The following is a 26,649-nucleotide window of genomic DNA, read 5'->3' as shown; positions in this document are numbered from 1 at the left end:
CGAGAGGCGCCCCGCGCCGCCGGTGGCCGGGGGTACCCCGGCATGGGGCGGGCGCCGCGCGCCAAGGGGTGGCCGGGGGTACCCCGGCATGGGGCGGGCGCCGCGCGCCAAGGGGTGGCCGGGGGTACCCCGGCATGGGGCGGGCGCCGCGCGCCAAGGGGTGGCCGGGGGTACCCCCAAGGGTCAGGCTGGCGCTGGGAGGATCGCGCTCACTCGGAAGCCCCCCTCCTCCGTGGGCCCCGACACGAACACCCCGCCCAGCGCCGTCACCCGCTCCCGCATCCCCACCAGTCCGTTCCCGCCGCTCGGCAGGTCGGCGTCGGTCGCGGCCGCGTCGGAGGGGCCGTTCTCGACCTGCACGGCCACCTCGCCCTCCCGGTGCGCCAGGCGTACGACGACCTTCGCGCCCGCAGCGTGCTTGTGGACGTTCGTCAGCGCCTCCTGCACCACCCGGTACGCGGTCTGCCCGACCTCCGGGGCGTACGCCCGCGCCTCGCCCCGCACCAGCAGTTCGACGGCCGTCCCCGCCGCGCGGGACTGCTCGACCAGCTCATCCAGGCCGCCCAGCCCCGGCCCGTCCTCCGGGCCCGGCGGCCGCCCCGCCGCCGAGGCCGCAGCCGCGGCCGCTGCCCGTCCCACCGCCGCCAGCGGCTCCGCCGCCGACCTCGTGGACCCCGCCGACGCAGCCGCCCCCGCCGGCCGCGCCGACCCCGCCGGTCCGGTCGCGCCGGACGCCATGGGCGACGGGTCGGCCCGCAGTACGCCCAGCATCTCCCGCAGCTCCGTCAGCGCCTGCCGCCCCATCTCCCCCACCAGCGCCGCGTTCCGCACCGCCTTCTGCGGGTCCTTCAGGGCCACCGCCTGGAGCGCCGCCGCGTGCACCACCATGAGGCTCACCCGGTGCGCGACCACGTCGTGCATCTCCCGCGCGATGCGGGTCCGCTCCTCCGTGCGGGCGAGCTGGGCGCGCTGTTCCGCCTGGTCGGCCAGGAGCGACAGCTCCTGCTCCAGGGAGTCGGCGCGCTCGCGCAGGCTCTCCAGCAGCCGCCGCCGCGCCCCTATATAGAGCCCGAACAGCACCGGCGGCGCGCTCAGCCCGACCGACATGAACACCGACACGAGCGGCACGTACCAGGCGCCCGGGTCGAAGTCGGCGGCGGCGACGTCCTGCCGCAGCCGCACGAACGTCACCAGGAACACCCCCACCAGCGACATTCCGGCGAGCGCCGCCGTGATGCGGCGCGGCACCTCGGACGCGGCGAGCGTGTACAGCCCGACGACGGCCATCAGATAGCCCATCTCGGCGGGTGTGACGGCGATGGAGACGAGGACGACGGCGATGGGCCAGCGCCGCCGTACGACGAGGACCGAACCGGCGACCAGCCCGAACAGCACCCCCACCGGCACCGGCAGGTGCGTGCTCTCCGCGAAGCCGACGCCCTCGGCCGCGCACTCCAGGGCCGACACGACCCCGAGTCCGATGTCCAGCGCGGCTCCGCGCCGCCTCCCCCACCACCCGAATCCGCGGGCGGTCATGCCCGCGGCGTCCTGGTGCGCCCCCGTTGTGGTCATGCGTCCCAGCCTACGGGCGGCCCCCGGCCCCGTACCGGCCCCCGTCACGCGGCCCCGTCCCCCGCACCCCGCGGCCGCCCGGGAGCCCCGCGCCGGGCACCGTCGCACGGAGGCCGCCCCGTACGGCATAGTGTTGCGTGCCGGTCCGGCGACCCGACCCCGTGTGCGGTTCAGCCGGACTGATCCCCCATGGTGTAATCAGGCAGCACTGCGGGTTTTGGTCCCGTATGTTCAGGTTCGAATCCTGATGGGGGAGCCGCCCACCCCACCTCTCGTACGGGTCCCGGCCTCAACGGTCGGGACCCGCGCTCGTTCCGGCTCCGATACCCCCCGGTATCCTGCGGGTGTCCACCACCCGAAGCCGAAGGGCCCACCCGTGAGCGCCAACCCCCCGGCCGCAGTCATCGTCCTCGCCGCGGGTGAGGGCACCCGCATGAAGTCCAAGACCCCGAAGGTCCTGCACGAGATCTGCGGCCGCTCCCTCGTCGGACACGTCGTCTCCGCCGCGCGCGAGCTGAACCCCGGGCACCTCTGCGTCGTCGTGGGCCACGCCCGCGAGCAGGTCACCGCGCACCTCCAGGAGCACTACGCCGGTACCCGCACCGCCGTCCAGTACGAGCAGAACGGCACCGGCCACGCCGTGCGCATGGCGCTGGAGGAGCTGGGCGGCGTCGAGGGCACCGTCGTCGTCGTGTGCGGCGACACGCCGCTGCTGTCCGGGCACACGCTGGGCGCGCTGGCCGCGACGCACTCCGCCGACGGCAACGCCGTGACCGTGCTGACCGCCGAGGTCCCCGACGCGACCGGCTACGGCCGGATCGTGCGCGACCCTGAGACGGGCGCCGTCACCGCGATCGTGGAGCACAAGGACGCCACCGAGGAGCAGCGGGCCGTCCGGGAGATCAACTCCGGGGTGTTCGCGTTCGACGGGCGGCTCCTGGCGGACGCGCTCGCCCAGGTCCGCACGGACAACAGCCAGGGCGAGGAGTACCTCACCGACGTGCTGGGCATCCTGCGCGAGGCCGGGCACCGCGTCGGCGCGTCCGTCGCGGGCGACCACCGCGAGATCCTCGGCATCAACAACCGGATCCAGCTCTCCGAGGCGCGCGCGCTGCTCAACCGGCGCCTCCTGGAGCGGGCCATGGCCGACGGCGTGACGGTGATCGACCCGGCGTCCGTGCAGGTGGACGTCACGGTGACGTTCGAGCGGGACGCGGTGGTCCACCCGGGCACGCAGCTGCTGGGCGCCACGCACATCGCGGAGGACGCCGAGGTCGGCCCCAACACGCGCCTCAAGGACACGAAGGTCGGCCGGGGCGCCCGTCTGGACAACACGGTGGCGGACGGCGCCGAGGTCGGCGAGGGCGCCTCCGTGGGCCCGTACGCGTACCTCCGCCCGGGCACGCGGCTCGGCGTCAAGAGCAAGGTCGGGACGTACGTCGAGACGAAGAACGCGACGATCGGCGAGGGCACGAAGGTGCCGCACCTGTCGTACGTGGGCGACGCCACCATCGGCGAGTACACGAACATCGGCGCCGCGAGCGTCTTCGTGAACTACGACGGTGAGAAGAAGCACCACACGACGATCGGGTCCCACTGCAAGACCGGGTCCGACAACATGTTTGTGGCTCCTGTCACGGTCGGGGACGGCGCGTACACGGCCGCCGGCTCCGTGATCACCAAGGACGTGCCGGCCGGTGCGCTGGCCGTGGCCCGTGGTCAGCAGCGGAATATCGAGGGCTGGGTCGCCCGGAAGCGGCCCGGCAGCGCCGCCGCGCAGGCCGCCTCGGCGGCGTCGGAGGGGACCGGCGGCGAAGGCTGACCGAAAACACGTACGTCGTACTGGGCGTACCGTGATACGTGCACACAAATTCGGCTGGTTCGCGGCAACACGGGACACGCGGCCAGAGAACACGTCTGAGGAGACAGTGCTGTGACCGGGATCAAGACGACCGGCGAGAAGAAGCTGATGCTCTTCTCCGGCCGCGCCCACCCCGAGCTGGCCGAGGAGGTCGCACATCAGCTGGGTGTCGCCCTGGTGCCGACGAAGGTCTTCGACTTCGCCAACGGTGAGATCTACGTCCGCTACCAGGAGTCGGCGCGCGGCGCGGACTGCTTCCTGATCCAGAGCCACACGGCTCCGATCAACAAGTGGATCATGGAACAGCTGATCATGATCGACGCTCTGAAGCGGGCCTCCGCCGCGAGCATCACCGTGATCATCCCGTCCTACGGCTACGCCCGCCAGGACAAGAAGCACAAGGGCCGCGAGCCGATCTCGGCGCGTCTCGTCGCGGACCTGCTCAAGACGGCGGGCGCGGACCGCATCCTCACCGTGGACCTCCACACGGACCAGATCCAGGGCTTCTTCGACGGCCCGGTCGACCACCTCACCGCGCTGCCGGTCCTCGCGGACTACGTGGGCGCGAAGGTGGACCGCTCGAAGCTGACCGTCGTCTCCCCGGACGCCGGCCGCGTACGGGTCGCCGACCGCTGGTGCGACCGGCTGGACGCCCCGCTGGCGATCGTCCACAAGCGGCGCGACAAGGACGTCGCCAACCAGGTGACCGTCCACGAGGTCGTCGGCGAGGTCGAGGGCCGGGTGTGCGTCCTGGTGGACGACATGATCGACACGGGCGGCACCATCTGCGCCGCCGCCGAGGCGCTGTTCGCGCACGGCGCCGAGGACGTCATCGTCACCGCGACGCACGGCATCCTCTCCGGCCCGGCCGCGGACCGGCTTAAGAACTCCAAGGTCAGCGAGTTCGTCCTGACGAACACGCTGCCCACGCCGGGCGAGCTGGAGCTCGACAAGATCACGGTGCTGTCCATCGCGCCGACGATCGCCCGCGCCGTGCACGAGGTCTTCGAGGACGGTTCGGTCACGAGCCTCTTCGAGGAGCAGCAGTAGCCGTAGCAGCCGCTGACGCCTGGAAGGCCGCCTCCCCCGCCCGGGAGGCGGCCTTCGGCGTGCCACGGGTTGTGGACCGGTGATCGATTGGGTGGGGCGCGGGGGGCCGAGTAGACTGTCGGAGTTGCTCGGCGAGGGAGGCCGTGGTCCTGGTGACCGCGGCGGTCCGTTATCGACGCGCTCTTCGTAGCAGGCCAAGTCCAGTCGTGGCCGAGTGACCGCGACCAGATATCCGCCCCACGCATACGAGGAGTGCGCCATGTCCGAGGTGAAGCTCACCGCCGAGACCCGCAGCGAGTTCGGCAAGGGTGCCGCCCGCCGCATCCGCCGCGAGAGCAAGGTTCCCGGCGTCCTGTACGGCCACGGCACCGACCCGGTCCACCTGACCCTGCCGGGCCACGACCTGATGATGGCGCTCAAGACCTCCAACGCCCTGCTGGCGCTGGAGTTCGAGGGCAAGACCGAGCTGGCCATCCCGAAGGCCGTGCAGCGCGACCCGCTGAAGGGCTTCATCGAGCACGTCGACCTGCTGCTCGTGAACCGCGGCGAGCAGGTCAACGTCGAGATCCCGGTCCACACCGAGGGCGAGCTCGCCCCCGGCGGCAACCTGCTCGAGCACGTGCTGAACGCCCTGCCCGTCGAGGCCGAGGCCACCCACATCCCCGAGTCCCTGACCGTCTCCGTCGAGGGCCTGGAGGCCGGTGCCTCCGTCCTCGCCAAGGACATCCCGCTGCCCAAGGGCGTCACCCTCGCCGTCGACGAGGACACCGTCGTCCTGCAGGTCCTGGCCGCCCAGGCCGAGGAGCCGGCCGCCGAGGGCGAAGAGTCCGCCGAGGCCTGAGCACCGACCGCGGCCCCGGCCGCGCTCTGACGCCGGCGCCGGCGTCGCGGCTTTCCCGGCCGCGGCGCCGGCCCGCCGTCGTCGTGGGGGGGGCGCCGAGCACCCCCCACACCCCTTTCCCGGAGCTTCCTGGAGGCAGACGCAGATGACGACGGACGCCAGCGCCCCCTGGCTGATCGCGGGTCTTGGCAACCCGGGCCCCGACTACGCGGGAAACCGGCACAACGTCGGCTTCATGGTGGTCGACCTCCTCGCCGAGCGGATCGGCGGCTCCTTCAAGCGGCACGGCAAGGCGCAGGCACAGGTCGTGGAGGGGCGGATCGGGCCGCCCGGACCGGCCGGGCGGCGGGTCGTGCTCGCCAAGCCCATGTCGTACATGAACCTCTCCGGCGGGCCCGTCACCGCGCTGCGGGACTTCTACAAGGTGCCCACCGGCCACATCGTCGCCGTCCACGACGAGCTGGACATCGACTACGGGGTGCTCCGCCTCAAGCTGGGCGGCGGCGACAACGGCCACAACGGCCTCAAGTCGATGACCAAGGCGATGGGCCCCGACTACCACCGGGTGCGGTTCGGCATCGGCCGCCCGCCCGGCCGGATGCCCGTCGCGGACTTCGTCCTCAAGGACTTCTCCTCCGCCGAGCGCAAGGAGCTGGCGTACTTCGTGGACCGCGCCGCCGACGCCGTCGAGGCGCTGGTCACCGAGGGCCTGGAGCGGGCCCGGTCCACGTACAACTCCTGACGAACCGGCCGCCGGGATTGACCGGGCGCCGTCCCATGGCCAAGGATCGCGCCCCATGAGCCCGAAGAAGCGGACTTCCCTGCTCCCCTACGCCCGGGTCACCGCCATGGCGCTGGTCGCCCTGGTCCTGGTGGTCGCGGGCGTCTGGGCGTCCTGGGGCACCGCGCAGCACGTGCTGCTCTCCCAGGGCCGTGAGCACGGCACCATGACGGTCACCGGCTGCGGCGACGAGGTGTGCACGGGCCGGTTCGTGCCCGAGGGGCCCGGCGCCCCGTCCCGTACGGACATGACCATCGCCCGGTCCGTCGCCGTCGAGAAGGACGGCCGGTACGAGGTCGTCGTGAAACCCGACACGACCGAGGCGGTGCGCACCGGCTGGGCGGGCGGGCTGCACGCGTGGCTGCCGCTGGGCGGCGCGCTGCTGCTGGCGTCCCTGGTGATCGGCGGCGGACTGCGCCGGCCCCGCCTCGCCTGGGGCGCCGGAGCGGCGGGCGGAGTGCTGCTGCTGGCGTCGTTCCTGGCTCTCTGACGGAGCGTCAGGGGGGCCTTTTCGGCCAGGTTGTTGCAGAACCCGCACGGACTTCCGTACAACCAAACCAGATTTGGCGAAATCTTTGCCTCCGGTGCGGGGAACAGGCGGGACAAACCCCTCCTGAACACCCCTAATCCTCCTTGACTGGTGTGCGAGCTCACAGGAAGCTGAGCCGCCCCCCACGGCCTCAGTCATCTCTCACGTTGGACTGCCCATGCGCACCCTTTCCAAGACCACCGGCGCTCTGGTGGCGGCCGCGGCCTGCGGCCTGATGCTCGCTCCCGCCGCCCACGCCGCCGGTGGCGACACCTACTCCCCCGTGCTGCGCCAGGAGGTGCCGCGCGTCGCGACCGACGAGGGCGCCCCCCAGAAGGGATTCGGCAACTGCGCCGACATCCCGGCCGACCAGGACGGCTGGCACTTCGTCCTGCCCGGCAACGAGTCCCACTTCGTCAAGCTGACGGTCACCTTCGAGCCCGGCGGCCAGCAGGTCATCACCGACTTCGGCCCGCCGTCCGACAAGCACGCCTACGTCGCGTCGGCGCCGGGCGCCAAGCTGACCTCGGTCGTCGCCGAGGTGAAGGGCGGCGACCTGAAGAAGTTCAACCTGTCGCACACCTGCCCGGCGAGCACCACGCCGTCGGAGAACCCGTCCGGCACCCCGTCCGGCACCCCGTCCGAGAACCCCTCGGGCACCCCGTCGGAGAACCCGTCCGGCACCCCGTCGGAGAACCCGTCCGGCACCCCGTCCGAGAACCCCTCGGGCACCCCGTCGGAGAACCCGTCGGGCACCCCGTCCGAGACGCCGGGCACGCCCGCGCCGTCCGAGACGACCCCGGGCGGGACCGCGCCGACCGCCGCGCCGTCCGCCTCCGAGGGCGCCACGACCGGTGACCTCGCCGAGACCGGCAGCAGCGCCCCCGTGGGCGCCCTCGCCGCCGCGGCCGCGCTGCTCGTCGGTGGTGGCGCCTTCCTGGTGATGCGCCGCCGCAAGGCCCAGCAGCACTGATGACGCCCCCCGCGCACGGAGAACGTGCGCGGGGACACGAGCGGGCCCCCGCCGGAGCGAATCCGGCGGGGGCCCGTTTCACATGCCCCGAAGGACGCCCGAAGGACGCCCGAAGCAAGGTCAGCCGGTGTTGCGCAGACCGGCCGCCACGCCGTTGACCGTGAGCAGCAGCGCCCGGGCCAGCAGCGGGTCGGCGGGCTCGCCCGCGTCCGCCGCGTCGCGCTGCCGCTTCAGCAGGGCGACCTGGAGGTAGGAGATCGGGTCCAGGTAGGCGTCGCGGATCTGGAACGTCCGCCGCAGCGCGGGCTGCGCGTCCAGCAGCTCCCGCTCGCCGGTGACGCGCAGGACCTGCTCCACGGTGAGGGCGTGCTCGGCCTCGATGGTGGCGAAGACGTGCTTCAGCGGCTCGGGGACGAGCGTGTCCACGTAGTGGCGGGCGATCCGCAGGTCCGTCTTGGCGAGGGTCATCTCGACGTTCGACAGGAAGTTGCGGAAGAAGTGCCACTTCTCGTACATCTCGGCGAGCACGTCGTCGAGGCCCGCGTCGCGCAGCGCCTTCAGGCCGGAGCCGACGCCGAACCAGCCGGGCACGATCTGCCGCGACTGCGTCCAGCCGAACACCCACGGGATGGCCCGCAGTCCGTCGAGCCCGGCGCCCGAGTCGGGGCGGCGGGACGGGCGGGAGCCGAGGTGCAGCTCCGCGAGCTGGTCCACGGGCGTGGAGGCGAAGAAGTACGCCGGGAGGTCCGGGTCCTCGACGAGCGCCCGGTACGCCGTGTGGGCGGCCTCCGAGACGGTGTCCATCGCGGCGTCCCAGCGGGCCAGGGACTCCTGCGGCTGGCGCGGCCCGGTGTGCAGGGCGGACGCCTGGAGCGTCGCGGCGACGGTCAGCTCCAGGTTCTCCCTGGCCAGGGACGGGATCAGGTACTTGTCGGAGATGACCTCGCCCTGCTCGGTGACCTTGATCTCGCCCTCCAGGGTGCCCCAGGGCTGGGCGAGGATCGCGTCATGCGACGGGCCGCCGCCCCGGCCGACGGTGCCGCCGCGGCCGTGGAACAGCCTCAGGCGCACGCCGTAGCGGTGGGCCACGTCGCGCAGCCTGCGCTGGGCGCGGTGGATCTCCCACTGGGAGGTGGTGATGCCGCCGAACTTGGAGGAGTCGGAGTAGCCGAGCATGACCTCCTGCACATCGCCGCGCAGCGAGACGAGCCGCCGGTAGGACGGGTCGGCGAGCATGTCGTCGAGGATGACGTCGGCGGCCTTCAGCTCGTCGGTCGTCTCCAGCAGCGGCACGATGCCGATCTTCGCCCAGCCCCCGTGGAGGTCGATCAGACCGGCCTCGCGGGCGAGGACGGCGGCGGCGAACACGTCGTCGGCGCCCTGGCACATCGAGATGATGTACGACTCGATGACCTCGGGCCCGAACCGCTCGAACGCCGCCTTCACCGTGTGGAACACGCCGAGCGTCTTCTGCCCGGCCGCGTCGAGCGGCGCCGGGGTCGGGGCGAGCGGGCGGCGCGAGCGCAGCTCCTTGGCGAGCAGCTTCTGCCGGTACTCGCGGGGCATGTCCGCGTACCGCCACGACTCCTCGCCCAGCCGGTCGAACAGCTGGCCGAGCGCGTGGTGGTGGGCGTCGGCGTGCTCGCGTACGTCCATCGTGGCGAGCTGGAGGCCGAACGCCGCGAGGGTGCGGATCGTGCGGTCCAGGTGGCCGTCGGCGAGGAGGCCGCCGCGATGCTCGCGAAGCGACGTCTGGATGAGGGCGAGGTCCTGGAGCAGCTCGGCGGTGCCGAGGTAGTCGCGGCCCTCCTGGTGCGGGGTGCCCTTCGCGAGGCGCTCGCGGGTGTTGACGAGCTTCTGCCGGACGCAGGTGGCCTTGAGCCGGTACGGCTCCTCGGCGTTGAGCCGCTTGTAGCGAGGGCTGATCTCGGGCAGCCGGTCCAGGTCCCGCTGGAGGGAGTCGAGCAGCTCCTGGGTGGCGCCCGCGTACCGGATGGAGTTCGACAGCAGGCCGCGCAGCTCGTCGATCATCTCGATGGCGTCGGTGAGGCCGTGCTCGTGCTGGAGGATCAGCACCTCCCAGGTGACGGCCGGGGTCACGTTGGGGTTGCCGTCGCGGTCGCCGCCGATCCAGGTGCCGAAGGTCAGCGGGCGGGTGCCGGGCGGCAGCTCGTAGCCGACGCGCTCCAGCTCGGCGGCCAGGTCCTCCAGGACGTCGCCGACGGCGCCGGCGTGCAGTTCGTCCAGGTAGTAGATGGCGTTGCGGGCCTCGTCGGCGGGCTCGGGGCGGACGACGCGCAGCTCGTCGGTCTGCCAGATGAGGTCGATGTCCCCGGGGAGCCGCAGGTCGTGGCGGCGGCGGTCGGCGGCGGTGACCGGCTCGTCGAGGAGGGCGGCGATCCGGCGGAGCTTGTTCAGCACCGAGCGGCGCGCGGCCTCGGTGGGGTGCGCGGTGAAGACGGGGCGGACGTTGAGGTTGCGGATGGTCTCGCGGACGTGTTCCGCGTCGCCGTCCTTGAGCATGTCCGCCGTACGGGCGAGGAGGCCGCCCTCGGCGGCGCGGCGCGTCCGCATCTCGCGGCCGCGGTGGACCTGCTCGGTGACGTTCGCCAGGTGGAAGTAGGTGGAGAAGGCGCGGACCAGCCGGGCGGCGGTCTCCAGGTCGGTGTCGCCGAGCAGCTCGGCGGCGGCCTCGCCGTCCTCGCGGGTCAGGCGGCGGACCTTCTCGACGAGTTCGAGGAGCTCGGGCCCCTCCTGCCGTACGAGCGTCTCGCCCAGCAGGTCACCCAGTCGGCGGATGTCGGCGCGCAGCTCGGCGCTTGCGGAAGGGGTCTGGTCGGCACTGCTCACAGGTGCGGCTCCTTGCAGTGATGAGCACGTCTGGAGGGGGTACTGCTGAGGTGTCCCCGGGGAATGCCCCTTCGCGCTACCGGCCGGTTGGCGCGAGGCGATCCCAGCGGGACGCTGCGGACCGCGCTGTCCGACGGAACCAGGATAGGTGTCCGTCCGGGCCACGCCGCTCGCAGCCCTCTTGCCGCGGGCCGGGGCGCTGCCATACTTACGTCTCCGTAGGTTACGGCACCGTAGCCAGCGGGCACCGTACGTCCCGTTCCGTCTCCCATCCCGTTCGCCCCGGAAGTCCCCCGTTTCTCCCATCACCCGGACGTACGCGAGCAGACCGGGGCACGCGAGGTACCCGACGCACAGGTCGGCTTTCGACGCGCTCGGGGTACCCGACTCATCCGTCAGATCCGTGAACCATCCGCCTCACTCCTGGAGGACGCCCATGACCATGAGCCCGGAAGTGCTCGACCAAAGCACGCAGCAGAAAGACCTTCCGTCCGCCACGCTCGGCGGCGACAGCAAGCGCTCCATCGAGCAGATCACCCTGCTCCTCTTCATCATCGTGCCGTTCCTCGCCCTGGTGGCGGCCGTGCCGCTGGCCTGGGGCTGGGGGGTGAGCTGGCTCGATCTGGGGCTGCTCACGGCGATGTACTTCATCGGCTGCCACGGCATCACGATCGGCTTCCACCGGTACTTCACGCACGGCTCGTTCAAGGCGAAGCGGCCGCTGCGGATCGCGCTGGCGATCATGGGGTCGCTGGCGGTGGAGGGACCGCTGGTCCGCTGGGTGGCGGACCACCGCAAGCACCACAAGTTCTCCGACGCGGAGGGCGACCCTCACTCGCCGTGGCGGTTCGGGGAGACGGTCCCCGCGCTGATGAAGGGCCTGTGGTGGGCGCACATCGGCTGGATGTTCGACGAGGAGCAGACCCCGCAGCAGAAGTACGCCCCCGACCTGATCAAGGACCCGGCGCTGCGGCGGATCTCCCGCCAGTTCGTGCTGTGGACGGTCGTGTCGCTGGCGATCCCGCCGCTGGTGGGCGGCCTGGTGACCATGTCGTGGTGGGGCGCGTTCACGGCGTTCTTCTGGGGCTCCCTGGTACGGGTGGCGCTGCTGCACCATGTGACGTGGTCGATCAACTCGATCTGCCACGCGGTGGGCAAGCGCCCGTTCAAGTCGCGTGACCGCTCGGGCAACGTGTGGTGGCTGGCCGTCCTGTCGTGCGGCGAGTCGTGGCACAACCTGCACCACGCCGACCCGACGAGCGCCCGGCACGGCGTGATGCGCGGGCAGATCGACTCCAGCGCGCGGCTGATCCGCTGGTTCGAGAAGCTGGGCTGGGCGTACGACGTGCGCTGGCCCACCGAGGCCCGCATCGAAGCCCGCCGCCAGGCGAGCTCCGCGAACGCGGCATGATGGACGGCGTGGCGATCGACGGCAGTGGTACCAGCAGCGACAAGCCCCGGCGCGGGCGCCGGGTCCGGATGACGGGTGCCGAGCGGCGCCAGCAGCTGCTCGACATCGGCCGGACGCTGTTCGCCGAGCGCGGCTTCGAGGGCACGTCGGTGGAGGAGATCGCGGCGAAGGCCGGGGTGTCGAAGCCGGTCGTGTACGAGCACTTCGGCGGCAAGGAGGGGCTGTACGCGGTCGTGGTGGACCGCGAGATGCGCCAGCTCCTCGACATGGTGACCGGCGCGCTCACGGCGGGGCATCCGCGTGAGCTGCTGGAGCAGGCGGCGTTCGCGCTGCTGGACTACATCGAGACGTACACGGACGGCTTCCGCATCCTGGTGCGGGACTCGCCGGTGGCGCAGTCCACGGGCACGTTCGCGTCGCTGATCTCGGACATCGCCACGCAGGTGGAGGACATCCTGGGCCTCGAGTTCAAGGCCCGGGGCTTCGACCCGAAGCTGGCCCCGCTGTACGCGCAGGCGCTGGTGGGGATGGTCGCCCTGACGGGGCAGTGGTGGCTGGATGCGCGCAAGCCGAAGAAGGCGGAGGTGGCGGCGCATCTGGTGAACCTGGCTTGGCATGGGCTGGACGGGCTGGAGCAGAAGCCCCGCCTCATAGGCCACCGGAAGTCCTGACGCCGCACCCCCTGTAGCCCCCCACCGGCCCTCCCGCCGCCCGTGGGGGCCACACCCCTGCTCCCCTGGCCGCCTGGCCCCCTGGGGGGCACCCGACCTCCTGCCGGCCCGAGCCCCGGCGCGGCAGCGCCCTCTGCCCCCAGCACGGCGCCTTGCCTTGGGCTGCGCCCCTGGCCCCCTGGGGCTCCGCCGACCGCTGTGTGCGGCGGGCCCGACTCGATGACCGCACGCCCCCAGTGATCCTGCTGCGTGACACGCCCATGCGGGCCGCCTCCGCTGCGGTCCGGCCGCCCGTGCGGGGCGCGCTGCCGTGCGCGTCCGCTCCGCTGTGGGCAGCTGGTCCGCCCAGAGGGCGGAACGGGTGGGCACAGCGGACCTGTAGGGCGCCACGTCCAGCGCCTCACGCACAGGTGCGCGCCCTCCGGGGCGGGGTACCCCGTTGTGCCCACCCTCCCCCAAGGTCTCGGCTTCGCTCGACCAGGGGGGACCCCCACCGCCCCTTGCGGGACGCCTGCCCCCAACGGGGGGGGGCGACAGCCCCCGTCCGCAGGCCCGGCACGGTGCGGGCACCGCTCGGGCCCCGGCACAGCGGCCGGGCGCTCCGGGTGCGGGGGGGGCGAGGGCCGCACCTGGGGGCACGGGCTCAGGGCGCTCCGGGCCGGGCACGGGCTCAGGGCCAGCTCGGGCCGGGGGCACGGGCCCAAGGCGCTCGGGGCCAGGGGGTGGGCTCGGGGCCCTCGGGTCGGGCCCCAAGGGCGGGGGCCCGGGTCAGGGGGCGGGTTCCAGGAACTCGAGGCGGTTGCCGTACGGGTCCTCGGAGTAGAAGCGGCGGTGACCCGGCAGCTTGTCGTCCCACACCACCGGCGCCCCGTGCGCCGCCAGCCGCGCCGCGTACGCCTCGATCCCCCGCACCCGCAGCCCCGGATGCGCCTTCCGCGCGGGCCGGAAACCCGCCTCGATGCCCACGTGCAGCTGCACCGCACCCGACTGGAACCAGCACCCCCCGTTCGCGGCGAGCGACGGCGGCTTCGGGATCTCCGTCATCCCGAGCGCGCCCACGTAGTACGCGCGCATCGCGTCCTCCGAACCGGCGGGCGCCGCGAGCTGGACGTGATCGACAGCGGTCAGCATGACGTTCAGTACTCCTTCCGGGCGACCGCGAAGACGCGGCGGTACGGGTACACCGTGCCGTGCGGGCCCGGCGGGTACGCCTTGCGCAGCAGGTCCCGGTACTGCGACAGGAACTCCGCCACCGCCTCCGCGTCCTCACCGAGCGCCGTCAGCACCGGCCGCAGGGCCGTGCCCTTGGTCCAGTCGAGGACCGGGTCCTCGCCCTGGAGGAGCTGGGCGTACACGGTCTCCCACACGTCGGCCGCGCACCCGAGGTCGGCCAGCCGCTCCAGGTACTCCGTCGCCGGAAGTATGTGGACGTACCCCCGCGCGTGGTCGCCGAGCCGGTCGCGCCAGCGCGGGGACTCGCACAGTTCGGCCAGCAGGGCGTGGCTGGGCGAGGTGAAGTTGGCCGGCACCTGGAAGGCGAGCGTGCCGCCGGGCACGATCCCGTCGAGCCAGCCGCCGAACGACTCGGCGTGCCCCGGCACCCACTGGAGCGCCGCGTTGGAGACGATCAGGTCGTACGGCTCGTCGGGCACCCACCCGGCGGCGTCCGCGCGCCGGAAGTCGATGCGGCCGCCGCCCGGCGTGGGCCCGGCGTGGTCCCGCTCGGCCATGTCGAGCATCTCGCGCGAGAGGTCGAACCCGGTGATGTGCGCGTCCGGCCAGCGATCCGCGAGCAGCGCGGTGATGTTGCCTGGCCCGCAGCCGATGTCGGCGATGCGGGCGGGCCGCCCCTCCTTCGCGGCGGGCAGCTCGGGGATCCGGGCCAGCAGATCGAAGAACGGCCGCGCGCGGTGGCCGGAGTGGCGCAGATACTGCCGAGGGTCCCAAATCGGTGCGGATCGCATGGTCAATTCCCCTTGCTGGTACGAGATATCTCAGCCAAACGTTGCTCCAGTCGGGGCCCCCTCAATCGTACGGACGGTATTTCTTGACATCAAGAGACTTCATATCGACAGATCGCCTACACTGATCGTCATGGAGGACGAGGTGGACCGTCTGGTCGCTGCATGGCGCCGCGAGCGCCCGGACCTCGACGTGGAGCCGCTCGAGGTGCTGAGCCGGGTGTCCCGGCTGGCGCGCCACCTGGACCGGGCCCGCCGCCTCGCCTTCGCCGAGCACCAGCTGGAGCCGTGGGAGTTCGACGTCCTCACGTCGCTGCGCCGCGCGGGCGCGCCGTACCAGCTCTCCCCCGGCCAGCTCCTCACGCAGACGCTCGTCACGTCCGGCACGATGACCAACCGCATCGACCGGCTCGCGAAGAAGGGCCTCGTGGAGCGGCTGCCCGACCCGACGGACCGGCGCGGTGTCCTCGTACGCCTCACGGCCGAGGGCCGCGACCGCGCCGACCAGGCGCTCGCCGGGCTGCTCGATCAGGAGCGGGCGATCCTGGCGCAGCTGTCCCGCGCCCAGCGCGCCGATCTGGCGGCGCTGCTACGCCAGCTGACCGCCCCGTTCGACAACATCCCCGGCTGATTCGGCGGGCCCGACCCCGGCCCGGCGGGCCAGCGCGACCGCCGCGAGCGTGGAGTGCACGCCGAGCTTGCCCAGCACGTTCTGCATATGCGTACGGACCGTGTGCGGCGACAGGAAGAGGCGCTCGGCGACGGCCTTGCGCCCGAGGCCCGCGACCATGCAGCGCAGAACCTCCCGCTCGCGCGGCGTCAGGGACTCCACGAGCCGTTCGCTGTCCGTGCGGTGCTTGCGGGCGGCCGTCAGCTCCCGCAGCACGCCCGTGAGCAGCGCGGGCGCCAGATGGGTCTCGTCGCGCAGGACGCCCCGGATCACGCCGAGGAGCCGCTGGAGGGAGCAGTCCTTGGCCACCCAGCCGTTGGCCCCCGCCTGGAGGGCGAGGGCGGCGCGGCCCGGGTCGTCCCTCTCGGCGAGCACCACGATCCGTACGGCGGGCTGGGCCTCGCGCACCCCGGCGACCAGGGAGATCCCGTCCACGATGCCGTCGGCCGCGCCGCCGTCGGGGACGACCCGCGCGACGGCCTGCCCGGCGGTCCGGCCCGTGGCCACGCCCAGGTCGGCATCGACGAGGAGCACGTCGAACCGGCGGCCCTCGGCGGCCGCCCGGTCGAGGCAGCGCAGCGCGGCGGGGCCGCTGCCCGCCGCGGTGACGTCCACGTCGGGCTCGGCCGCCAGCGCCGCGGCGAGCGACTCGGCGAAGATGCGGTGGTCGTCCACCACCAGGACCCGGATGCGGACCATGGACACCCCCATGCGTCGAGGAAGCGGACCGGCGCGGATACGGCGCCCGGAGCCGGTGCCCTCACATGGACCGCGCGGCCGCCGCCGTGCTGTGAGTGCTACCCCGCCCCGGGCGCGCCGTACCCGACTGCTCTCGCCCCCTGATCGGCACCGGCCCCCACCGATGCTGTCCATCAGCGTACGGGCGTGAGTCCGGAGGGGAAGCGGATTTGCGGAACTGACCGGCCAGGGTGTTTCCCGTGTGTCGGCAGTGTCGTTACGGGACGGAAATCGACAGTTCCCGAACCGGCTGCCGCTCCTTCGGATCACGCTCTGAGCGTTCAGGGCGTTGCCTCCAGGGCGTTCGGAGCGACGGGGGCGGGCGTTCAGAGCAGACGGCGGGCGCCCTCCGACGGTACGGCCGGGAAGATCCGCGGCGCCCGGTACCCCGCCGCGGCGAAGGCGCCCGCCACCGCCGAGGCGACGGTGTCCGCCGCGTCCTCCCCGGCGAGGACGACCGCCGAGCCGCCGAAGCCGCCGCCGGTCATCCTGGCGCCGAGCGCCCCGGCGGAGAGCGCCGACGACACGACGAGGTCCAGCTCCGGGCAGGAGACCCGCAGGTCGTCCCGGAGCGACGCGTGCCCATCGGACAGGACGGCGCCCACGGCCCGTACGTCCCCGGCGTCGAGCAGCGCCATCGTCCGCTCGACGCGCCGGTTCTCGGACACGACGTGGCGCACGCAGGCGCGCACGGCCGGGTCGTCCAGCCGCCCCAGCGCCTCGGGGAGCGTGTCGTACGGGACCTCGCGCAGCGTGCGCACCCCGAGGGCCCGCGCGCCCGCCTCGCACCCGGCGCGCCGCTCGGCGTACGCGCCGTCCCCGAGCGCGTGCCGCACGCCCGTGTCCACGACGAGCAGCCGCAGCGCGTGCCCCGCCGGGTCGAACGGCACCTGGCGGCACGTCAGGTCGCGGGTGTCGAGGTGCAGCAGGTGCCCGGACGCGCAGCAGGCGGACGCCATCTGGTCCATGACGCCGCAGGGCACGCCGACGAAGGCGTTCTCGGCGCGCCGGGCAAGAACGGCCAGTTCGGGGCCGGTCAGCCCGAGCCCGTACAGGTCGTTCAGGGCGAGGGCGGTGACGACCTCCAGCGCGGCGGACGACGAGAGCCCGGCGCCCGTGGGCACGGTGGACGACAGTTGGATGTCGGCGCCGCCCCCGACGGGGTGCCCGGCCTCGCGCAGCGCCCAGACGACCCCGGCGGGGTACGCCGCCCAGCCCGGCACGGCGCCCGGCCGCAGCGCGGCGGCCTCCAGCTCGACCACGCCCTGACGGCCCTCCACCCGTGCCCGCCCGTCTGATTGCGCGCACCCGTCGGCCTGCGCCTGCGCCGAGTGGAGCCGCAGGCGGCCGTCCGTGCGGCGGGCCACGGCGGCGACCGCCGTGTGCGGCAGGGCCAGCGGCATCACGAACCCGTCGTTGAAGTCCGTGTACTCGCCGATCAGGTTCACCCGGCCGGGCGCCGCCCACACGCCGTCCGGCGCGGCGCCGTACAGCTCCCAAAACCGCGTGGCGGCCTCCTCCGCCACGGCCGGGGCCCCCGTCGCGGTCACCGTCCCGCCTCTCTCTGTGCCGCGCGCCGCCGCGCGAAGTCCCAGGCGTCGCCCACGATGTCGGCGAGGTCCGGGCGCGAGGGCCGCCAGCCGAGCCGCTCCCGCGCGACGGCCGCCGACGCGACGAGGACGGCCGGGTCGCCGGGGCGGCGCGCGGCGGTGACCTCGGGCACGGGGTGGCCGGTCACCTTCCGGACGGTCTCCACGACCTCCCGTACGGAGAAGCCGTTGCCGTTGCCGAGGTTGCACACGAGGTGCTCTCCCGGCGTGACGGCGTCCAGGGCGAGCAGGTGCGCCTCGGCGAGGTCGGCGACATGGATGTAGTCACGGACGCAGGTGCCGTCCGGGGTCGGGTAGTCGCCCCCGTACACGGAGATGGACTCCCGCTGTCCCAGGGCGACTTGGAGGACCAGCGGGATGAGGTGCGACTCCGGGTCGTGGCGCTCGCCCCGCTCGCCGTACGCGCCCGCGACGTTGAAGTACCGCAGGGAGGCCGCGGCCAGGCCGTGCGCGGCCGCCTCACCGCCGATCATGTGGTCGACCGCCAGCTTGGTAGCGCCGTACGGGCTGGTGGGTGCCGTCGGGTCGGTCTCCGTGATCGGGGTGGAGACCGGCTCGCCGTACGTGGCGGCGGTGGACGAGAACACGAGGCGGCGCACCCCGGCGGCGCGCATCGCGGCGAGCAGCGCCATCGTGCCGCCGACGTTGTTCTCCCAGTACTTCTCCGGCTTGGCGACGGACTCCCCGACCTGCGAGTACGCCGCGAAGTGCAGCACCCCGTCGTAGGAGCCGTCGAGGTGGCGGGCGGCGTCCTGGACGCGGCCCTCGACGAACGCGGCGCCCTCGGGGACGGCCTCGCGGAAGCCGGTCGAGAGGTCGTCCAGGACGGTCACCTCGTGGCCGGCCTCCAGCAGATGTGCGGCGACGACACTGCCGACGTATCCGGCCCCGCCCGTAACCAGGTACTTCATGATCCGCTCGCTACCTCTCGCAGTCGCCGGGCCGCGGCCTCCGGCGGGACGTCGTTGATGAACACGCTCATGCCCGATTCGGAGCCCGCGAGGAACTTCAGCTTGCCGGATGTGCGGCGGATGGTGAAAAGCTCGAGATGCAGCGCGAACGCGTCGCGCCGCGGGTCGCGCAGCGGCGCCTGGTGCCACGCGGAGATGTACGGGGTGGGCGGCCGGCCCCCGCCGAAGATCCGGTCGAAGCGCCTGAGCAACTCCAGGTAGACGCGGGGGAACTCGGCGCGCGCCGCCTCGTCCAGCGCGGGCAGGTCCGGGACGCGGCGGCGGGGGTAGAGGTGCACCTCGTACGGCCAGTGGGCGGCGTACGGGACGAACGCGGTCCAGTGGCCGGTGTCGAGGACGACGCGCTCGCCGTCGGCGCGCTCCCGCGCGACGACGTCGTCGAAGAGGTTGGCGCCGCCGGTGCGGGCCGCGTGCTCCTCCAGGGAGCGCAGCATCAGCGCCGTGCGGGGGGTGGTGAAGGGGTAGCCGTAGATCTGGCCGTGCGGGTGGCCGAGGGTGACCCCGATCTCGGCGCCCCGGTTCTCGAAGCAGAACACCTGCTCCACGCCGGGCAGTCCGGCTAGTTCGGCGGTGCGGTCGGTCCACGCCTCCAGGACGAGCGCGGCCCGCTCCTCGGTGAGGTCCGCGAAGGAGGCGTCGTGGTCGGAGGTGAAGCAGACGACCTCGCAGCGTCCCGCGTCACCGGCGAGCGAGGGGAAGCGGTTCTCGAAGACGACGACGTCGTAGTCGCTGTCGGGGATCTCGGTGTGCCGGCCGTCGCGCGAGGGGCAGAGCGGGCAGGCGTCGGGCGGCGGGAGGTGGGTGCGGTCCTGCCGGTGGGAGGCGACGGCGACGCGGTCGCCGAGGAGGACGTCCTCGCGGATCTCGGCGGTGGTGGCGACGGGGTGGAGGGGCCGCGGATCGGCCGTGTCGCGCACCACGTCGTCGCGGGAGTCGTAGTACACCAGCTCGCGCCCGTCGGCGAGCCGGGTGGACGTCTTCTTCACGGCGGGAACTCTCTCTCCCTCATGGCGCGACCAGATCGAACAGAATCACACACAAGGAAGCAGAACCGAACAGTGTGCGTCAATGAGGCGCGGCGCAATACCGGCTGTACGTCGGGTACAGGGTCTCGCGTGCGTACCGGCCGCGCGATTGCTTACCCGGCTGCGCGTGCGTGCCGGTCTATCGCTGGTGCGGGATTCCGGAGAGGTCGGCGGCGCGGTCGAGGAGGCCCGTGCGGGCGGCGAGCGCGGCGGCCTCCAGGCGGGAGCCGACGCCGAGCTTCATCAGGACCCTCTGCACATGGGTGCGGGCCGTGCTGGGGGCGATGCCCATCCCGGCGGCGATGAGGCGGGTGTCCTCGCCCTCCGTGACCCGCACGAGGACCTCCACCTCGCGGGGCGTCAGCATCCGCAGCAGGCGCTGACCCTCGTCGTCGGGGGTGGCGGACGGGTTCAGCAGCTCGGTGAACGCGCCCTGGAGGAGCTGCGGGGCGACGGCGGTCTCCCCGGCGCGGGCCTTCATGATGGCCCGTTCGACGCCCTCGATGCGCTCGTCGTGCCGTACGTACCCGGAGGCGCCCGCCGCGAAGGCCGCCGCGATGCCGCGCGGGCTCGGCACCGGGCCGAGGACCACCACCGCGACCTGCGGGCGGTCCCGTTTGATCCGTACGACCGGGTCGAAGGCGCCGGGCTCCGCGGGGGTCGCCGTGCCGAGGAGACACACCTCAGGGGCGCGGCTCACCACCAGTTCGGCCGCGCCCGCGGCGGGCGCGGCGGCGGCGAGCACGCGGTGTCCGCGCAGTTTCAGGGCCGAGGCGAGCGCCTCGGCGAGCAGGCGGTGGTCGTCGACCACCATCAGACGCACGCCCATCGAGAACCCCCAACCCCCTGGCACGGCCCCCCGGCCGTCCATGACCCGGCAAGCTACACGCTTGTTCGACGTCGTGCGCCCCCTACCGGCCAGGAGCCCCCCACAATGCCGAATTCTTCGCCGGACAGGGCTACTTGGGCTGCGGCGGGCTGACGCCGCGCAGGCCCGGCGGCCCCCGGGAAAGCCCGCGGCCCGGCACGTCCGGGGAGGACGTACCGGGCCGCGGGGGCGCACGGGATCACTGGGTGGTGAACACCAGCGCGAGGTAGCGCGTCTCCTTCACCACCGTGGAGGGCTTCGAGATGAAATAGTCGCCCATGTACAGCCGTCCGTCGCGGTAGAGGAGGGCCTCACGGTCGGAGAGGGTCTGCTCGGCGTTGTTGATCGACCGCTCCACCGGGGTGTTCAGCAGGACCGTCTCCTTGAAGGAGGCGCCGTCCACGCTGACGACCTGACCGCCGATCTCGTACGCGGGCGACTTGTACGCGATGAGGTTGCCTCCGTCCATCCGGACCGGGATGACCTCGCGGTGCTTGCCCGAGTCCAGCCGCTGGCCGGTGAGCTGCCCGGTGGTCAGGTCGAAGGCGACGACCTCGTTGACCCGGGAGGGACCGCTGTCCGAGCCGGAGCCCTCGTGCTGCTCGGTCGGCAGGTAGAGGCGGCCGTTGCCCACGACGAGCTTCTCGCACTTCTCCACGCTGGTGGATTTGCACTCGGCCGCGTACCGGTCGGCGTCGGCGGCGATCTTCACCTTCAGCTTGCCGGTGTTCTCGTCGATGGAGAAGAAGTCCGAGATGCCGGAGCCGTCGCCCGCCGTGTCACCGACGTCGGCCGCGACGACCAGCGGCTTGGTCGAGACGACGGACGCGTACTCGACACCCGGGGGCATCTTGTACGAGGAGAGCGGCGCGCCCGTGACCGGGTTGAGGTTCTGGATCGTCACCGTCGGGTTGTCGATGTCACCGCACTTGCGGGCCGCGACGAGGCCCTCGCCGCCGCCGTAGCCCATGTCACGGCAGTTCTCGGCGTTCTCCTGGGGGCGCCACAGCTCCTTGCCGGTGGCCAGGTCCCAGGCCGCGCCGCCGTACATGCCGCCGGCCGCGACCGTACCGGCCCCGATGGTGACCTCGTCCCAGGTGACCTTGCGCTCGCCGCGCGTGGCGCCCGTGACGGACTTGGTCCACAGCATCTTGCCGGCGTCCAGGTCGAACACCCCGACCTCGGAGCAGCCCGGGTACTTGTTCTGCGGCGTCGGCTTGGACGGCTGGAAGACCACGGCGGTCTTGTTGTCCTTCACATGGCGGCTCGCGGCGCACAGCTCGCCGGGCAGCGGCACGGTCCACAGCTTGGTGCCCTTGGCCGCGTCGTAGCCGACGACCTCGTTGACGCCGGACTTGGCGTACGTCTTGTCGGTCAGCCACGAGCCGGTGGCGGTCACCGTGTCGGCGACGACGGGCGCCGGGACGGAGAACGCGACCTTCGCCTGCGTGTTGGCGGGCACCTTCTCCTTGCCCGCGCCGTCGGGGGCCTTGGCGCCACCGTCGTCGCCGCCGTTCTCGCCGCCGCCGCTCGTGCCGGTGCTGCTGTTGGCGGTGTTCTCGGCCGGGTCGTCGCCCTTGCTGGTGGCGTACCAGGCACCGGCGCCGACGATGAGCGCCACGGCGACGGCCGCCGCGATGATGATCTTCATCTGGGCGGACAGCCTGCCGCGCCCGCCCTGTCCCGCCGGGCCGCCGGGCATGCCGGGCTGAGGGGCCATCTGGTGCATGGGCGCGGTCGGGTAGCCGTACGCGGGCGGCTGGCCGGGCATGCCGGGCGGCGGCTGTACGGGCGGCTGGCCCGGGTAGCCGTACGCCGGGGTCGCGGGCTGGCCGGGCGGCGGCACGGGGGCCGGTCCGCCGGGGCCCTGCGGGGCGCCCGGGCCCTGGGGGGCCTGCGGGTAGCCGTACGCGGGGGTGCCCTGCGGCGGCGGGGTGGGCGCGCCGAAGCCGCCGGACGGCGGGTCCTGCGGGGCGCCGAAACCACCGGGCGGCGGGTCCTGCGGCGCGCCGAAACCGCCGGACGGCGGGTCCTGCGGGGCGCCGAAGCCGCCCTGCGGGGGCGGGCCGGGCGGCTCGCTGGGCGGGCCCGGGGGCTGGTTGGGCGGCGGGGGCGGTTGCGTCATCGGTGCGTACCTCTGCGGAAGCTCTGGGGAAGGAAGTCGTGGGTGCGGCCCGCGCCCCGGCCGGTGCGGGCCGACCGGGGGCGGGCCGACGACCGGCGGGGCCGGGCCGACGCGTTACCTGCCGAAGGCGATCATGGTCTTGGTCTCCAGCTCGGCCTTGTCGCCCCGGGCGCTGACCCGGCCGCTGGCGATGAAGGACCGGCCGTCGGCGTACAGGTACCGGGGCTGCCAGAAGTCGCGCTCGATGCGGGCGACGGACTCCGGGTGCTGGAGCAGCACGGTCGGCTGGCCGCCGGTCGGGGCGAGGGAGGCGATGGCGCCGCCCCGGTCCCAGGAGCCCTCGATGTAGACGATGAGCTTGCCGCCGTCGAGGCGCATCGGGAGCATCGTCTTCTCCGCGCCGGCCGTGGCGCGCCACTTGGGCTTGCCGGTGTTCAGGTCGAACGCCACGACGTGGTTGGTGCCGCGCGTCAGGCTGGTCGGCTCGGTCGACATGTAGAACGTGTTCGCGTCGGCCGCGACGCCGGTGCAGCCCTGGAGGCGCTGGCCGAAGACGATGAGGCCGCCACCGCCGCAGGGGGCGCGGAACTTGTCGCTGCCGCCGGACAGCTGGGAGCGCAGCTTGCCCGAGTCGGTGAACGCGAGGACGGTGCGCTGCTTCTTCTCATCGTGGACGGCGTTCACGACGAGCGGGCTGACCGAGTAGACCTTGTTCACCTCCCAGCCGCGCGTCAGCTGGTACTTCCACTTGGGCTTGCCGGTGGCCGGATCGACCTCCCAGACCTCCTGCTGCGGGTTCTTGTAGTCGGAGACCCGGCAGCTGGCGGCGGCGATCAGACGGCTGCCCTCGCCCGCGAAGGCGTAGGGCTGGCAGCCGTCGGAGGGCTTGCCGAAGATCTGCTTGCCGTCGGTGAGGGAGAACCCGTAGGAGTTGCCCGTGCCCGCGGCGGCGACGGTGTTGCCCGCGATGGCGAGGGTGGGGTCGGATAGCGCGCTGAACCCGGTGGCCTTGGGCACCTCGGTCTTCCAGCCGGCCTTGCCCGCCTTGAGGTCGACCTGCTGGAGTACGCGGCAGTCGGCGCGGTCGCCGGTGCCGTCCTTGAGGCCGAGGACGATGACGCCGTTCGCGGTGGGCGCGTTCGCGGCCTCGCAGACGTCCGTGGTGAAGGGGACGCTCCACTTCTTCTTGCCGTCGGCGGCGGAGAAGCCCTCGATGCTCCGGTACATGGCCTTGACGATCGTGTCGCCGACGACCCAGGGGCCGTACACGTCGGCGCCGTTGCGCGGCAGGTCCACGTCGTTCTTGAGGAGCCACTCGACCTTGGCCTCGCCTGGCTTGCGCCCCGCGTTCAGGTCGTCGTCCACCTCGCGGTCGCCGCCGGTGCCGTCGCCCTTGTCCTCGGACACGGACGGGGCCGGCTCGGACGGGGAGCCGGACGGCTGGGCGACGGTCGTCTTCTGCTGCTCGTCGTCGCCGCTGAGCGCCCACCAGGAGACGCCGCCGACGACGAGGAGGGCGGCCAGCGAGCCCGCGACGACCATGAGGGTCTTCTTCTTCGACGCGTTGCCGCCGGGGCCGCCCGGCCCGGTGCCCGTGACTCCGGGGTACTGGGGCTGGGTCGGGTAGCCCCCGTAGGGGTTCGGCTGCTGCCCGTAGGGGCCCGGCTGCCCGTAGGGGTTCGGCTGCTGCCCGTAGGGACCGGGCTGGCCGTACGGGCCGGGCTGCTGCCCGTAGGGGCCGGGCTGGCCGGGCTGCTGACCGGGGGCCTGAGGGTAGCCGTAGCCGGGCGCCGGGGGCTGGCCGGGCGCCTGCGGGAAGCCGTACCCGGCGGCGGGCTCGGCCGGGGCCGCGGGCGGCTGCTGCGGCTGGGCGGGCGGCTGCGCCTCGGGCTTCGCGAACGGGGCGGGCGGCTGCGCCGGGGCGGCCGGCGGCTGCGCCGGAGGTGCCGAGGGCGGCTGGGGGACCCCGTTCGGGTCCTGCGGAGACCCGGAGCCTCCCTGCGGCGGTTGCTGGCTGGGCGGCTGAGTCATCAGCGCTTCCCCCTTCGTGCGATCCGCTGACCGACCGGCCTCCCCCGCGATTCCGACGCGAGGCTCGTCGCCGGAATGGAGCGATTCGGACAGGGATGTCGCACTGGTACGTGAGTCGAGCGGGGTTTCTTTCTACCACCCGCCCCGCGCGCGCCAAGGGGCCGGACCTCCCCTGTTCCCAAGGGAGGACCGGCCCGTGACGCCCCTGTTATCGGCTCTACCCGCGTTCTCCGCGCGCCCGGCGGGGGCGTTCGCGCGCCGCGCGGGTCACGCGTCCTCGGCGAGCTCCAGCCAGCGCGTCTCCAAGTCCTCGCGCTCACTGGCGAGTTCTCGCAGCTCTGCGTCCAGTTTCGCCACCTTCTCGAAGTCCGTGGCATTCTCCGCGATTTGGGCGTGAAGGGTGGATTCCCGGCTGGAGATCTTGTCGAGCTGCCGCTCGATCCGCTGGAGTTCCTTCTTCGCGGCGCGGGCGTCGGCGGCGGACACCGCCTTCGCCGCCTTGGCCGCGGCGGCCGGAGCGGCGGCGGCCGCGGCGGCGGGCGAGGGCGTGGACGCCGCCTCGACCATCCGCTCGCGCCGCTCCAGGTACTCGTCGATCCCGCGCGGCAGCATCCGCAGCGTCGCGTCGCCGAGCAGCGCGAACGTCCGGTCCGTGGTGCGCTCGAGGAAGAACCGGTCGTGGGAGATGACGATCATCGAGCCGGGCCAGCCGTCGAGGAGGTCCTCCAGCTGCGTCAGCGTCTCGATGTCCAGGTCGTTGGTCGGCTCGTCGAGGAAGAGGACGTTCGGCTCGTCCATCAGCAGCCGCAGCAGCTGGAGGCGGCGCCGCTCACCGCCGGACAGGTCCCCGACCGGCGTCCACTGCTTCTCCTTGGTGAAGCCGAACTTCTCGCACAGCTGCCCCGCCGTCATCTCCCGGCCCTTGCCGAGGTCGACGCGGTCCCTGATCTGCTGGACGGCCTCCAGCACGCGCAGCGCGGGCGGCAGCTCCGCCACGTCCTGCGACAGGTAGGCGAGGCGCACGGTCCGCCCGACGACGACCCGTCCAGCGGCGGGCTGCTTCTCGCCCTGCGACACGGCCGCCTCGGCCAGCGCCCGCAGCAGCGAGGTCTTGCCCGCGCCGTTCACGCCGACGAGGCCGACCCGGTCGCCCGGGCCGAGCTGCCACGTCAGGTGCTTCAGCAGCACCTTCGGACCGGCCTGGACGGTCACGTCCTCCAGGTCGAACACGGTCTTGCCGAGCCGGGCCGACGCGAACCGCATCAGCTCGCTCGCGTCGCGCGGCGGCGGCACGTCGGCGATCAGCTCGTTGGCCGCCTCGATGCGGTAGCGGGGCTTGGACGTACGGGCGGGGGCGCCGCGCCGCAGCCACGCCAGCTCCTTGCGGACCAGGTTCTGCCGCTTGGTCTCCTCCGTGGCGGCGATCCGCTCCCGCTCGGCGCGCGCGAAGACGTAGTCGGAGTAGCCGCCCTCGTACTCGTGGACCGTGCCGCGCTGGACGTCCCACATGCGGGTGCACACCTGGTCGAGGAACCAGCGGTCGTGGGTGACGCAGACGAGCGCGGAGCGGCGGGCCTGGAGGTGCCGGGCCAGCCAGGCGATGCCCTCGACGTCCAGGTGGTTGGTCGGCTCGTCGAGGACGATCAGGTCCTGCTCGGCGATCAGCAGCTTGGCGAGCGCGATACGGCGCCGCTCACCGCCGGACAGCGGGCCGATCACCGTGTCCAGGCCCTGCGGGAAACCGGGCAGGTCGAGGCCCCCGAACAGGCCGGTGAGCACGTCGCGGATCTTGGCGCTGCCCGCCCACTCGTGGTCCGCGAGGTCGCCGATCACCTCGTGCCGCACGGTCGCGGCCGGGTCGAGCGAGTCGTGCTGGGTGAGGACGCCCAGGCGCAGGCCGCCGTTGTGGGTGACGCGGCCGCTGTCGGCCTCCTCCAGCTTGGCGAGGACGCGGATCAGCGTGGTCTTGCCGTCGCCGTTCCGCCCCACCACACCGATCCGGTCGCCTTCGGACACGCCGAGGGACACTCCGTCGAGCAGGGCACGGGTGCCGTACACCTTGCTGACGGCCTCGACATTGACCAGGTTCGCGGCCATTTCACTCCTGCGGG

General features: G+C 73.1%; 21 protein-coding genes and 1 tRNA gene. 10 read left to right on the top strand and 12 right to left on the bottom strand.

Going from position 1 to position 26,649, the window contains the following annotated elements:
• Positions 1-183: 183 nt before the first annotated feature.
• Positions 184-1,572, bottom strand: coding sequence for a sensor histidine kinase (locus tag J116_RS16940; RefSeq protein WP_023588265.1), 1,389 nt, complete (start codon positions 1,570-1,572; stop codon positions 184-186).
• 183 nt (positions 1,573-1,755) lie between these two features.
• On the opposite strand from J116_RS16940, the gene J116_RS16935 reads away from it, so the two are divergent.
• From J116_RS16935 to J116_RS16905, 7 genes are all read left to right on the top strand, one after another.
• A tRNA-Gln gene (locus J116_RS16935) sits at positions 1,756-1,828 on the top strand.
• A 120-nt stretch (positions 1,829-1,948) separates the two neighbouring features.
• Positions 1,949-3,394 carry a bifunctional UDP-N-acetylglucosamine diphosphorylase/glucosamine-1-phosphate N-acetyltransferase GlmU gene (glmU, locus tag J116_RS16930; RefSeq protein ID WP_023588264.1) on the top strand — a complete coding sequence of 482 codons (1,446 nt, stop codon included), beginning with the start codon at positions 1,949-1,951 and terminating at the stop codon, positions 3,392-3,394.
• Between the two features lie 111 nt (positions 3,395-3,505).
• On the top strand, positions 3,506-4,483 hold the full coding sequence (locus J116_RS16925; protein ID WP_023588263.1) for a ribose-phosphate diphosphokinase: 978 nt from the start codon (positions 3,506-3,508) through the stop codon (positions 4,481-4,483).
• Positions 4,484-4,742: 259 nt separating this feature from the next.
• Positions 4,743-5,324 carry a 50S ribosomal protein L25/general stress protein Ctc gene (locus tag J116_RS16920; RefSeq protein WP_023588262.1) on the top strand — a complete coding sequence of 194 codons (582 nt, stop codon included), beginning with the start codon at positions 4,743-4,745 and terminating at the stop codon, positions 5,322-5,324.
• 145 nt (positions 5,325-5,469) lie between these two features.
• Positions 5,470-6,066, top strand: a complete 597-nt coding sequence (pth, locus tag J116_RS16915; RefSeq protein WP_023588261.1) for an aminoacyl-tRNA hydrolase — start codon at positions 5,470-5,472, stop codon at positions 6,064-6,066.
• Between the two features lie 55 nt (positions 6,067-6,121).
• Complete coding sequence (locus tag J116_RS16910; RefSeq protein ID WP_023588260.1) at positions 6,122-6,595, top strand: hypothetical protein; 474 nt, start codon at positions 6,122-6,124, stop codon at positions 6,593-6,595.
• Positions 6,596-6,812: 217 nt separating this feature from the next.
• Positions 6,813-7,607: an LPXTG cell wall anchor domain-containing protein gene (locus J116_RS16905; protein ID WP_023588259.1), complete on the top strand. Its 795-nt coding sequence runs from the start codon at positions 6,813-6,815 to the stop codon at positions 7,605-7,607.
• Between the two features lie 120 nt (positions 7,608-7,727).
• Here J116_RS16905 and ppc read toward each other — a convergent pair whose 3' ends face one another.
• Positions 7,728-10,457: a phosphoenolpyruvate carboxylase gene (ppc, locus tag J116_RS16900; RefSeq protein ID WP_023588258.1), complete on the bottom strand. Its 2,730-nt coding sequence runs from the start codon at positions 10,455-10,457 to the stop codon at positions 7,728-7,730.
• Positions 10,458-10,893: 436 nt separating this feature from the next.
• On the opposite strand from ppc, the gene J116_RS16895 reads away from it, so the two are divergent.
• Both J116_RS16895 and J116_RS16890 read left to right on the top strand, forming a co-directional pair.
• Positions 10,894-11,868: an acyl-CoA desaturase gene (locus J116_RS16895; RefSeq protein WP_023588257.1), complete on the top strand. Its 975-nt coding sequence runs from the start codon at positions 10,894-10,896 to the stop codon at positions 11,866-11,868.
• On the top strand, positions 11,865-12,539 hold the full coding sequence (locus tag J116_RS16890; protein ID WP_069818303.1) for a TetR/AcrR family transcriptional regulator: 675 nt from the start codon (positions 11,865-11,867) through the stop codon (positions 12,537-12,539). Before J116_RS16895 ends, J116_RS16890 begins: the two co-directional genes overlap by 4 nt.
• Before the next feature lie 768 nt (positions 12,540-13,307).
• Here J116_RS16890 and J116_RS16885 read toward each other — a convergent pair.
• Together J116_RS16885 and J116_RS16880 are read right to left on the bottom strand one after the other, a co-directional pair.
• Positions 13,308-13,670 (bottom strand): VOC family protein, encoded by a 363-nt coding sequence (locus tag J116_RS16885; protein WP_023588255.1) that lies wholly within the window; start codon positions 13,668-13,670, stop codon positions 13,308-13,310.
• A gap of 5 nt (positions 13,671-13,675) precedes the next feature.
• Complete coding sequence (locus J116_RS16880; protein ID WP_023588254.1) at positions 13,676-14,503, bottom strand: trans-aconitate 2-methyltransferase; 828 nt, start codon at positions 14,501-14,503, stop codon at positions 13,676-13,678.
• A 130-nt stretch (positions 14,504-14,633) separates the two neighbouring features.
• Here J116_RS16880 and J116_RS16875 point away from each other — a divergent pair, with 130 nt between their 5' ends.
• The gene (locus J116_RS16875) at positions 14,634-15,131 is read left to right on the top strand and encodes a MarR family winged helix-turn-helix transcriptional regulator (protein WP_023588253.1); all 498 of its coding nucleotides are present in this window, start codon (positions 14,634-14,636) and stop codon (positions 15,129-15,131) included.
• Here J116_RS16875 and J116_RS16870 read toward each other — a convergent pair.
• The 8 genes from J116_RS16870 to J116_RS16835 form a co-directional block, all read right to left on the bottom strand.
• Complete coding sequence (locus J116_RS16870) at positions 15,090-15,869, bottom strand: LuxR C-terminal-related transcriptional regulator (RefSeq protein ID WP_028964155.1); 780 nt, start codon at positions 15,867-15,869, stop codon at positions 15,090-15,092. The two genes, J116_RS16875 and J116_RS16870, sit on opposite strands and share 42 nt — an antisense overlap.
• Positions 15,870-16,234: 365 nt before the next feature.
• Positions 16,235-17,458, bottom strand: a complete 1,224-nt coding sequence (gene galK / locus J116_RS16865; protein WP_023588251.1) for a galactokinase — start codon at positions 17,456-17,458, stop codon at positions 16,235-16,237.
• Complete coding sequence (gene galE / locus J116_RS16860; RefSeq protein WP_023588250.1) at positions 17,455-18,429, bottom strand: UDP-glucose 4-epimerase GalE; 975 nt, start codon at positions 18,427-18,429, stop codon at positions 17,455-17,457. The genes galK and galE overlap by 4 nt, the downstream gene beginning before the upstream one ends.
• Complete coding sequence (gene galT / locus J116_RS16855) at positions 18,426-19,475, bottom strand: galactose-1-phosphate uridylyltransferase (protein WP_023588249.1); 1,050 nt, start codon at positions 19,473-19,475, stop codon at positions 18,426-18,428. The genes galE and galT overlap by 4 nt, the downstream gene beginning before the upstream one ends.
• A 178-nt stretch (positions 19,476-19,653) precedes the next feature.
• Positions 19,654-20,343: a helix-turn-helix transcriptional regulator gene (locus tag J116_RS16850; protein ID WP_028964153.1), complete on the bottom strand. Its 690-nt coding sequence runs from the start codon at positions 20,341-20,343 to the stop codon at positions 19,654-19,656.
• 238 nt (positions 20,344-20,581) lie between these two features.
• Complete coding sequence (locus J116_RS16845; RefSeq protein WP_023588247.1) at positions 20,582-22,507, bottom strand: outer membrane protein assembly factor BamB family protein; 1,926 nt, start codon at positions 22,505-22,507, stop codon at positions 20,582-20,584.
• Between the two features lie 114 nt (positions 22,508-22,621).
• Positions 22,622-24,538, bottom strand: a complete 1,917-nt coding sequence (locus J116_RS16840; protein WP_023588246.1) for an outer membrane protein assembly factor BamB family protein — start codon at positions 24,536-24,538, stop codon at positions 22,622-22,624.
• A gap of 267 nt (positions 24,539-24,805) precedes the next feature.
• The gene (locus J116_RS16835; RefSeq protein ID WP_023588245.1) at positions 24,806-26,635 is read right to left on the bottom strand and encodes an ABC-F family ATP-binding cassette domain-containing protein; all 1,830 of its coding nucleotides are present in this window, start codon (positions 26,633-26,635) and stop codon (positions 24,806-24,808) included.
• Between the last annotated feature and the right edge of the window lie 14 nt (positions 26,636-26,649).

This window comes from Streptomyces thermolilacinus SPC6, assembly GCF_000478605.2.
Lineage (GTDB): Bacteria > Actinomycetota > Actinomycetes > Streptomycetales > Streptomycetaceae > Streptomyces > Streptomyces thermolilacinus.
The sequence above is the reverse complement of the archived record's forward strand: the minus strand, read 5'-3'. Positions and strand labels throughout refer to the sequence as shown.